Annotated in this window: 7 protein-coding genes; 5 read left to right on the top strand and 2 right to left on the bottom strand. The window is 59.4% G+C overall.

Annotation, left to right across the window (positions count from 1 at the left end):
- Positions 1-65 precede the first annotated feature (65 nt).
- Positions 66-2,531 carry an FAD-binding and (Fe-S)-binding domain-containing protein gene (locus tag LC354_RS23950; RefSeq protein WP_223428496.1) on the bottom strand — a complete coding sequence of 822 codons (2,466 nt, stop codon included), beginning with the start codon at positions 2,529-2,531 and terminating at the stop codon, positions 66-68.
- Between the two features lie 930 nt (positions 2,532-3,461).
- On the opposite strand from LC354_RS23950, the gene LC354_RS23945 reads away from it, so the two are divergent.
- Positions 3,462-4,130 carry a L,D-transpeptidase gene (locus tag LC354_RS23945; protein WP_223428495.1) on the top strand — a complete coding sequence of 223 codons (669 nt, stop codon included), beginning with the start codon at positions 3,462-3,464 and terminating at the stop codon, positions 4,128-4,130.
- Positions 4,131-4,137: 7 nt separating this feature from the next.
- On the opposite strand, the gene LC354_RS23940 is transcribed toward LC354_RS23945, so the two are convergent.
- On the bottom strand, positions 4,138-4,407 hold the full coding sequence (locus tag LC354_RS23940; RefSeq protein ID WP_223428494.1) for a hypothetical protein: 270 nt from the start codon (positions 4,405-4,407) through the stop codon (positions 4,138-4,140).
- A 301-nt stretch (positions 4,408-4,708) separates the two neighbouring features.
- Here LC354_RS23940 and LC354_RS23935 point away from each other — a divergent pair, with 301 nt between their 5' ends.
- The 4 genes from LC354_RS23935 to LC354_RS23920 all read left to right on the top strand — a co-directional run bounded on the left by LC354_RS23935 (position 4,709) and on the right by LC354_RS23920 (position 10,061).
- Positions 4,709-7,219, top strand: a complete 2,511-nt coding sequence (locus LC354_RS23935) for a heavy metal translocating P-type ATPase (protein ID WP_223428493.1) — start codon at positions 4,709-4,711, stop codon at positions 7,217-7,219.
- 12 nt (positions 7,220-7,231) lie between these two features.
- On the top strand, positions 7,232-7,624 hold the full coding sequence (gene cueR, locus LC354_RS23930) for a Cu(I)-responsive transcriptional regulator (protein WP_223428492.1): 393 nt from the start codon (positions 7,232-7,234) through the stop codon (positions 7,622-7,624).
- A gap of 314 nt (positions 7,625-7,938) precedes the next feature.
- Complete coding sequence (locus LC354_RS23925; protein WP_223428491.1) at positions 7,939-8,562, top strand: DUF3047 domain-containing protein; 624 nt, start codon at positions 7,939-7,941, stop codon at positions 8,560-8,562.
- 269 nt (positions 8,563-8,831) lie between these two features.
- Positions 8,832-10,061: a lysozyme inhibitor LprI family protein gene (locus LC354_RS23920; RefSeq protein WP_223428490.1), complete on the top strand. Its 1,230-nt coding sequence runs from the start codon at positions 8,832-8,834 to the stop codon at positions 10,059-10,061.
- Positions 10,062-10,086: the final 25 nt, after the last annotated feature.

Here is a 10,086-nt window from a genome sequence, read left to right as displayed (position 1 = left end):
GACGCGACACATCCAAAGGCTCTCTCAGCATTAAACTCAAGCGAGCTGGATGGGACGAGGCATTCTTATGCAGCGTTCTCAATGGGCTGTAAGAGGCATGATGCCAAACGCGATTGCCCTGGCCCGATGATGGGCAGCCCTTGTTTTGCATAAGGCAGCAGGGCGTCAACCAACCTTTGTGCTTCTGCTTTCGCTTCATCCATCAATCCGGCAGACAGGAACGTGCGGCCGCAGCACAAGGGCCGCTGCCCTTTGGCCGCTTGGGCGAGATGCACCGGCACATCGGCCGCTGACAATACAGTCAGAGTGGCGCGCATGTTTTCCGGCTCAAAGTAGCGGTTGAAGCAATCGGCAAATACCACTGCCTTGGGGCTGTCTTGCCGGGAGGCTTCGGTGTCTTTGAAGGGACGCGCGTGCCATGTCGGCAATGCGCGCGTCGCGGTGAAACCTGTGGACCGCTCCGTCAGCTTGGCCAGTCCCGGCACCGAGTTGCGCAGGTTGGCCAGAAACGGCAGGCGCGATGCCCATGGGGCGTAGCGCGGCAGATACGCTGTCAATCGGTCATGCAGACGCAGACCGTTTTTGCGCACGCGTGCTGCCTGCACCTCGATCTTCATGCGCGCCATGTCCACGCCCGTGGGACATTCGCGTTTGCATCCTTTGCACGACACACACAGTTTCATCGTGTCGGCCATCTCATCAGAGCTGAGCGCATCCGGCCCCAACTGTCCGGAAATGGCCAGTCGCAGGCTGTTGGCACGTCCCCGGGTGAGGTCCTGTTCCTTGCGAGTGACCCGGAACGAGGGGCACATCACACCGCCCTTGAGCTTGCGGCACGCGCCATTGTTGTTGCACATCTCAACCGCGCCTTGAAACCCACCGCCGCCGCCCGTCCATTCGGACCAGTCAAACCCGGTCTCGAACGCGAGCACTACGTAATCGTGGCCATAGCGAAACAGGCGGCGGTCATCCATTTTGGGTGCGTCGACAATCTTGCCCGGGTTGAACCGGCGCTGCGGGTCAAACCGGTCTTTGACTTCGACAAAGCTGGCCACCATGCGGGGGCCAAACATCTTTTCATGAAACTCCGACCGCACCAGCCCGTCGCCGTGTTCACCGGAATGGGACCCTTTGTAATGGGCGACCAGATCAAAGCATTCTTCGGCAATCGCACGCATGGTTTTGACGTCCTGATCCAGTTTGAGGTTCAGGACCGGACGCACATGCAAGCACCCGACCGACGCATGGGCATACCATGTGCCGCGCGTGCCATGTTTCTCGAATATCTCCGTCAGGCCGGCGGTATAGGCGGCAAGATCGGGCAGTTCGACAGCACAGTCTTCCACAAAGGACACCGGTTTGCCGTCGCTTTTCATGGACATCATGATGTTCAGACCGGAACTGCGCAAATCCGCGATCCGCCCCTGCATGGCCGGGTCGGGCACCGGGGTCATGCCGCCCCAATTGTTGCCCGTCCCGGACCAGGAGAACCCCAGATCGCCCATCATTTCGTCAAGTTGCCGCAACTTCGCGGCATGCAGGCTTGCGTCCTCTTCGGCGAACTCGACCAGCAATAAGGCATCGGGTTTATCCGTGACGAATTCCTCGATGGTTTGGCGGAACATCGGAATATCACGCGCCAGCGCGATCATCGTGGCGTCCACCAACTCAACCCCTTGGGGGTTCAAAGTGACCAGATGCTGGGCCGCATCCATGGCGTGATGGAAGGTCGGGAAATGGCACACGCCCAGAACCTTCTGCGGCAGAATTGACCAAAGCTTCAGTTCAATCGCGGTGGAGTAGGCAAGTGTCCCTTCGGACCCCACCAGAAGATGCGCGAGGTTATTGGGCGTGTTCTTGGGCATCAGAGCGTCGATATTATAGCCGCCCACGCGGCGCATGACCTTGGGAAACCGGGCATCGATTTCGGCGGCCTCCCGAGTGCCAAGCTTTAGCAGATCGGTCGTGAGGGCTTGCAGAGCCGGCGCAGTTTCGGCCCCGATCGGGCCAAAGTGATGTTTGCTGCCGTCGGCCAGAAAAGCATCAATCGACAACACGTTGTCGCGCATCATGCCATAGCGCAGGGATTTGCCGCCGCACGAGTTGTTGCCGGCCATCCCCCCGATGGTCGCGCGCGACGCAGTGGAAACATCAACCGGAAACCAAAGCCCGTGGGGCTTGAGCGCTCGGTTCAGATCATCCAACACGATACCGGGGCGCACGACACAGCGGCGGCCCGCCACATCCAGTTCGAGAATATCGTTGAAATATTGGGTGTTATCCAGCACCAGCGCTTCGTTTACGGTCTGCCCGCATTGCGACGTACCGCCGCCACGCGCCAGTATCGGCAAACCTTGTTCACCGGCAATGTCTATGGCGGCGCGGATGTCATCTTCGGACTTTGGGGAGAGCACCCCCAGCGGCATCATCTGATAAAGCGATGCATCCGTGGCGTAGCGACCCCTTGAAAAATCGTCGAACATCAGGTCCCCCTGAACGCGCGTTCTCAGGGCGTCGAAAAGCTCGGACATATGCGATCCAGTGTCGTTGAGGGGCGATCATGTGTTCTAAGTCACTTATGAATTCAAAACGACGTCACGGCAACCGGCGCGCGCATTCGTTTGGGCCAGGCGATCGTTCAGCCGCATCGGTTAGTTGAATATGAGACCATCAGCATCAGAAAACCGGGCCGAAAAACAAGGGTTTCTCGCGGACTTCAATGAAGACGTTTGGCGGGGTGGGGGGTGCACCCGGCCCCGATCAAAGCGAAGCCTATCTATACGAAGGCTAAATCCACGCGATAAAGGCGGTCTGTTTGGTTCACAAGGAAGCCTGCTGAGCCATGCCTTCGGGCGACAAACGCGCCTGTCGCTTCGGTTTTGATCACGGGCTGCGTGGTGGCGCGTGCCGATGTATGGAAAGTGTCCAAGGACAATATCGGGTGCGGCGGCATTTATCGGACGGCAGAAATGCCATGCGCCTAAGTGCTGTCGGTGTTCTGTGTGAAGTCCTTTTCCGATGACCGCGCCAATGGTCGGCATTGCCGTCCCGGCACTTGATTTGGCTGTGTCGCATTGCCGTTATCCGTTCGAACATGCACCAGGTTCCAACACCCGACTTGATTGCATCACCCCAGGCTCGGAAACGCTGGCACGTTCGGGGCAGAACACCATCCGCCGGAAGGTTTCGTAATCGCACATTCCCTCACCCGGTGGCCGCCGCGGCACTATTTCGTCCAACCTGGTTGGGTTGATCACGATGTTCTATTCTGCGTTTGCGCTCGGCTGGCTGGAACCGATTCAGCGGAAAGAGGACCGCCTATGAAGCACTTCGCGGCTTTGTCACGGAGCAGCTCAAGAACACATTTTGTAAAATTACCGAGGTCAGGCTGGTCCTTAGGGCGACTTGTCTGGTAATCAGGCAGAGTAACAGACAGCGCAACCAGCAGCGAGGTGACAACGATGACGGGACTGACGCGCCGACATTTCATTGCAGGCACGACTCTGCTTTTTTCCGCGCCTATGGCACAAACAGCCATCGCCGCCCCAACGTCGCGACGCGACATGTGGTCTGCCTGGGATGCTCAGGTCCGACCTGCTGGCTATGAACCGGCCACGTCCAATCCGTGGGGCGTGCATCCACGCTTTCTGCCGGTTCGGGTCCAGGCCAATGACGGGCTTGTGCCTGGTGACATCCATGTGGATGCCGTGGCTCGTTATCTCTATCATATCGAGCCAGATGGCACCGCAATGCGCTATGGCGTGTCGATCGCACGGGGCAACCTGTACGAACCCGGCGTCTATACGATCAGGCGCAAGGCGAAATGGCCGACATGGACCCCTACCGCCGATATGATCGCCCGGGATCCAGGGTTGTTTGAGCAACACGCAGACGGGGTTGACGGCGGCCCGACAAATCCACTGGGATCGCGCGCGCTGTATCTCTATGTCGGCAATCGCGATACGTATCTTCGGATTCATGGCACACCCTATCCGCGCTCCATCGGCGGCCGTGCCAGTTCGGGATGCGTTCGCATGATCATGCCGCACATCATCGATCTGTATGACAACGTCACTCCGGGGAGGACGGCACACCTGTATGCCACAGAAGACGCGCTCGGCACCGGTTAAGCTGCTTTCAGCCGTCGGCAGGCTTTGTGCAGATGGGATTGCCGCCTGCCGTTCTCAGCGGCAGCCAGGTCGTTTCCACCGGCCCGGCATGGAGATACCAATAGCAGTTGTCGTCGGGACCGTAGCGAACGGCATTCAAATTCTGATAGGGTGCCGCAAGAGCAACGACCTGTTCGGGGACAACGGGTAAGACCCCCTCCGGACCGGCCGTTTCAAGTTCGGCACAGCCCGCCAGCGCCAAAGCCGTTGCCGCCATTAAAAAATACTTGGTAGTCATTGCGTCATCCTATCAAACCTGGGGGTATCCAGCGGCCCCAGTCAGGCGCGCCCATTCCTGTTCGATAGAATAGCCGTATACGCCGCCCGGGCCAATACTCCCATTTTTTCGTATCCCGATATCTTTGATGGTCCCTCTGGGATGCATGTCGCCGACTGAACCGCGCCCTAGTAACACTGGTATCTGTAGCATGCACGGCCATCTCAAGTCAGTACCGTAAAGAAAAGTGAACGCGGCCCTTGAGCTTCCAGCCACTGGAAGCCCTATCTACCATCCAACGAATGATTCCAGAGGTCGAAACATGAGCGCTGACAAGCAATACACACTCCGGATCGCGGGCATGAGCTGTGCTTCATGTGTGGGGCGCGTCGAAAAGGCGTTGCGCGATGTGCCTACGGCAACGGATGTATCCGTCAACCTCGCAACCGAAACGGCCAGCCTGCGGCTTGAAGATCCGGCAACACTGGAGCGCGCAACGGCTGCGCTGGATGAGCTCGGCTATCCCGCACAGATGTCGACGGTCACCCTGAATGTCGCGTCGATGTCCTGCGCCTCTTGCGTAGGGCGGGTGGAAAAGGCGTTGGCCGCTGTGCCCGGTGTTCACTCCGTCTCGGTGAACCTTGCTGCGGAAACGGCAACAGTCGGGTACGTCGAAGGGGTGGTCACGCAAACGGATTTGATCGCGGCGGCAACCGACAGCGGCTACGCGGCGCGTGTCGCCAAAGCGGACGCCACACAATCACGTGCAGAACGCAAGGTCGAAGAGGCGGACAGGCTGCGGCGCAGGACACTGATTGCTGCGGTGCTCGCCCTACCGGTGTTCATTCTGGAAATGGGCTCGCACCTGATTCCCGCCTTTCACATGGCAATTCAGAACAGCATCGGCACTCAGACGTCGTGGGTCATACAGTTTGCGCTGGCCACGATCGTGCTGTTTGGCCCGGGCGGTTATTTCTTCCGCAAAGGTCTCCCATCGCTTTTGAAGGGTGCGCCGGACATGAACAGCCTGGTGGCTGTCGGCACAGGCGCCGCCTGGAGCTACTCCGTGGTCGCGACCTTCCTGCCGGGACTTCTGCCCGAAGGAGTGCGCGCCGTCTATTTCGAGGCGGCGGCTGTGATCGTGGTGCTGATCCTCCTGGGGCGCTGGCTGGAGGCGCGGGCGAAAGGACGCACGGGGGCTGCCATTCAGGCCCTTCTGGGGTTGCAAGTACACACAGCGCGGGTCATTCGTGACGGTAAATCCCTCGAGATCGACGTGGAACGCCTTGCCGTGGGCGATGTCATTCTCGTGCGCCCCGGCGAGCGCATTCCAGTCGACGGAGAGGTGACGGACGGCGCCAGCAATGTCGATGAAAGCATGATCACAGGCGAGCCCGCGCCCGTTTCCAAATCGGCCGGTGCATCCGTGACAGGGGGGACTGTGAACGGTACAGGCAGCCTGACGTTCAGGGCCGCGCGGGTGGGTGCAGATACGATGCTGGCCCAGATCATCCGCATGGTTGAAGATGCGCAAGGCGCGAAACTGCCCATACAGGGCCTCGTCGACAAGGTGACGCTGTGGTTTGTGCCCGCGGTCATGGGGCTTGCCGCATTGACGGTCCTGATCTGGCTGACCTTCGGACCGGACCCTGCGCTGACGATGGCACTGGTCGCGGGCGTGTCCGTACTGATCATCGCCTGCCCCTGTGCCATGGGGCTGGCCACGCCGACTTCGATCATGGTCGGAACCGGGCGCGCGGCTGAGATGGGGGTGCTTTTTCGCAAGGGCGAAGCGCTTCAGGCGCTGTCCGATGTTGGCATCATTGCCCTCGACAAAACCGGGACGGTCACGGAAGGCAAACCCACTCTGACCGATCTGGTCGTCGCAGACGGGTTTGACCGCGATACTGTCCTGGGCCTGATTGCCGCGGTAGAAGCACAGTCCGAACACCCGATTGCAGAAGCCATTGTCGACGGAGCACGCCGCGAAAACATCGCGGTTCCGAATGCGACCGACTTTCGTTCGATCACGGGCTACGGCGTGGTTGCAACCGTCGAGGGACAGCAGGTCATGGTCGGCGCGGATCGTCACATGACACGCCAGGGCATAGACATCGACACTCTTGCCGACACCGAACAAGAGCTCGCCCGTCGCGGACGCACCGCCCTCTATGCCGCTGTCGATGGTCGCCTTGCGGCGGTCATCGCGGTTGCGGACCCCGTGAAACCGTCCAGCCGTTCCGCCATCGCCGCCTTGCGGGATCGCGGTTTTCAGGTTGCGATGATCACCGGCGACAAACGCGAAACGGCGGAGGCCATTGCGGGCGAAATCGGGATAGATCATGTGATCGCCGGTGTCTTGCCCGATGGCAAAGTGACCGCCTTGGACGACTTGCGGGCAGGGGGGCGCAAGGTCGCCTTTGTCGGGGATGGTATCAATGATGCGCCTGCATTGGCCCATGCCGATGTCGGCATCGCGATTGGCACCGGCACCGACGTCGCCATCGAATCGGCGGACGTTGTGCTGATGTCGGGCGACCTGCGTGGCGTGGTGAATGCCGCCGAGGTTTCAAAACGTACGATGTCGAACATTCGCCAAAACCTGATCTGGGCATTTGGCTACAACGTCGCGCTGATCCCGGTGGCCGCGGGTGTTTTGTTTCCCGCTTATGGCGTTCTTTTGTCGCCCGTCTTCGCGGCAGGCGCCATGGCATTGTCCTCGGTGTCGGTTTTGTCGAACGCCTTGCGCCTGCGCCGCATCAAACCAGCCATGCAAGAGGCGGACATCGCCGTCGCCCGGCCAGAATCACACCAAACTCAAGCCGCTGCATAGGAGGCGTGTGCAATGAACATCGGAGAAGTTGCCGAACGGTCCGGCTTGCCGCCGAAAACCATCCGGTATTACGAAGACATCGGCTTGATCCGGCCCCAGCGCAGCGAAAACGGGTATCGCGCCTTTCGGGAAACCGACCTTCACAAGCTGGCGTTTCTGGGCCGCGCCCGCACATTGGGCTTTTCCATAGACGACTGCCGCACGTTGTTGAGCCTGTACGAAGATGAGGCGCGCGAGAGTGCCCAGGTGAAGGCCATCGCGGAAGAGCATCTGACCGCGATTGATGAGAAGATTGCGCAACTTCGCGCGATGCGTGGAACGCTGTCAAATCTGGTTGACGCCTGTCGCGGAGATCATCGACCCGATTGCCCGATCCTCAGCGATCTGTCGAAAAAACCGGCATAGGAAGCACGCCCACACCGTTGGCGACGGTCTGAACATGCCTGACATCCTATAACGGAAAACACCGTTTGCACAAAGATCTCTGACCCGTTTATCCGGGGTGCGCACGCCAATGTGACCCACCATTGGCGCCATCCGCTCTGTGCTTGCCGTCAAAGCAAACTATGTCCTTTAAAACTGAAATGTGCATGTGTGAATGCCGGAACAAACCTGCCTTTGGGCTTCTATGGGCCATCGCGGGCCTGATGATATCGGTGCCTCGCGGCTTTTTGAATTGGACCAATATGGTGAAGTTTTCCCTCAGAAGCTTGTTTGGAATGATCCTCCTTGCTGTTCAACCGCTCACCGTGATGGCGGCAGAACCTGTTCCGTTTGACGGAAGCTGGAAGGAGCAGGGCTTTTTGCGTCTGTTCTCAAATGACTATATCCAACGCGGAGCGCAGGTCGACATCGTATCCGACGGGACGGTTTCACTGTTGTGGCGGCCCGTCGACGCAACGTATCGGGACACGACGCGCGCCGCCTGGACATGGAGCGTCAGCGAAGGCGTCATACCCACAGACCTCAGGACAAAAGGCGGGGACGATCGCAATCTTGCGGTGTATTTCATATTTGTCGATCTGGCGCGCGCAGATGCATTGGAAGGGAAATCCGCTCGCCGCATTCTGAGCGAAGACAGCGCGAGAGCGATCATTTACGTCTGGGGCGGAGAGCATCCAGCGGGGGCTCGTCTGGCAAGCCCATATTCGCCCCGGATGGGAACGCAAATCCTTCAAACGGCCACGACCGGACGCTTTGCGGAAAGCGTAAATCTCGCTCAGGACTATCGGAGCCTGTTCGGATCAGAACCCGGTGCGTTGATCGGTATGGCACTTTCGGCCGACAGCGACGATACGGACGGTCGGATCGTGGCATCCGTATCGAACCTTGCACTGAATTGACCTCAGACACGGGGAAGAAATCGTTGATTTAAGGCATTCCCAGTCGTTACGCTTTCTGCCGGATTGAAAGGAATGGATGGCTCCTTCCGGCTCAGTCGCCCAGATCAAGGCCGCAGGAGCCGACCGGGCATTCCTGTTTTGGGCGCTGCGATCGATCCAATTCGTGCGCAATGATGCAGAAATGATCTGGCCCTTCGTCCTGACGGAGCTTTTTATTGACAGAATTGCGCGATTTGGTGACGCTCGGGTTCAGTCCCGGAGTATTGTTTATGAGATTTTTTCGCCTTTGCCTGACGTTTGGTTTTTTTTGTATTGCCGGAGGGGCTTCTGCGCAGAGTTGGCAGTTTGCCGAACCGATTGGGCCGGAAGGCATCGCACGGTTGGCCGACGATCGCATCGAGATGAGTTTCGCCTGTCGTGCGCGCGCCGATGCCGCGCATGACCCAGACAATCTGATCTGGCGGGTTTCGGGGGCAGCGGTCGCGGAACACGTCTCCGCAACGACCGGCGATGTCGTCCGCCTTGGCTTGTCACTTGACGGGCAAGCGCGAGGTGAAGGACCCTTCTTGATGTCTGACGCCAGGGATCTGGCAACGAACCTGCCGCGAAATTTGCCGTTTTTGGGCGCGATGCGCCAGTCCACGGAGATCACCCTGCGCCTCGACGACGACCAAATGGTTTCAATTCCGTTGGAAGGCCTCGGACCTGCTTTGGACCAGTTGACGACATGGTGTGACCGCGAGGATGAGCCTGCCTCAGAGCCTGAACTGGCGGCAGATTTTTGCAACTCGCCCGACGGCTTGACGGCGCAGGCCATCTGCTCTGCGCCCGAACTGCGCACGCTTGAGGCGGAAATGAATGATGTCTACCGCACGCGACTGGCGACGCTGGACGAGCGCGCGCAAGCAGGGCTGAAAGAGGAACAGGCCTCGTGGATCGATTTTCGTCAAAACTGTGTCGACAGCAGCGAATGTATTTCCACAGCCACACGCGCACGGATTTCCAGACTGACGGTGGTCGAGGCGGACAAACCGGTTGCCGTCGCGGTGCAGACCCGTCCCGAAGCCCCGCAAGCGTTGTCCGTGCCACTGACACCGCTGCAGCCTGCCGAGCTGGGGCAAGTCATCTGGGATCCCAAGCAGGTGCAGATGAAACTGACGATAGAGGTGGTGCGCGCCAGACCGGAATTGTTGCAGAACGAAACCCTCCTGCGCGCGTGGGCGCGGCTTGCCTTTGAGGGGCAGGCGCGCGGCCAGGATGGGCAGCTTGCCATTGCCCGGGATCATCTGTCACGCAGCATTGCAGCCAATCCGCCGGGGCCGTTCCTGATTGGTCGCCTCGAGGCCAACTCGTTGCAAAACGCGCAATATGAGAACGGCAAATTGCAGGCGACGGGCCGGAATCAGACTGCGGTTTCGGGGCAGGCGAATATATCGGTGAGCGGTGTCAGGGGAATCGCGTTTGGAACTGAAGGCGTGAACGGTCACTCTTGCCTGTGAGGGCGAGATGGATTCTGAAGTGGGG

Origin of the sequence: Tateyamaria pelophila (genome assembly GCF_019966495.1) — a bacterium.
Classification (GTDB): domain Bacteria; phylum Pseudomonadota; class Alphaproteobacteria; order Rhodobacterales; family Rhodobacteraceae; genus Tateyamaria; species Tateyamaria pelophila.
Note: the sequence above shows the minus strand (reverse complement) of the source record. Positions and strands in the feature narration are given on the sequence as shown.

Excerpts from the sequence above, each read along its gene's own strand:
- LC354_RS23940 (WP_223428494.1), bottom strand. The coding sequence starts at position 4,407 with ATGACTACCAAGTATTTTTTAATGGCGGCAACGGCTTTGGCGCTGGCG.
- LC354_RS23935 (WP_223428493.1), top strand. The coding sequence starts at position 4,709 with ATGAGCGCTGACAAGCAATACACACTCCGGATCGCGGGCATGAGCTGT.
- LC354_RS23945 (WP_223428495.1), top strand. The coding sequence starts at position 3,462 with ATGACGGGACTGACGCGCCGACATTTCATTGCAGGCACGACTCTGCTT.
- cueR (WP_223428492.1), top strand. The coding sequence starts at position 7,232 with ATGAACATCGGAGAAGTTGCCGAACGGTCCGGCTTGCCGCCGAAAACC.
- LC354_RS23920 (WP_223428490.1), top strand. The coding sequence starts at position 8,832 with ATGAGATTTTTTCGCCTTTGCCTGACGTTTGGTTTTTTTTGTATTGCC.
- LC354_RS23925 (WP_223428491.1), top strand. The coding sequence starts at position 7,939 with ATGATCCTCCTTGCTGTTCAACCGCTCACCGTGATGGCGGCAGAACCT.
- LC354_RS23950 (WP_223428496.1), bottom strand. The coding sequence starts at position 2,531 with ATGTCCGAGCTTTTCGACGCCCTGAGAACGCGCGTTCAGGGGGACCTG.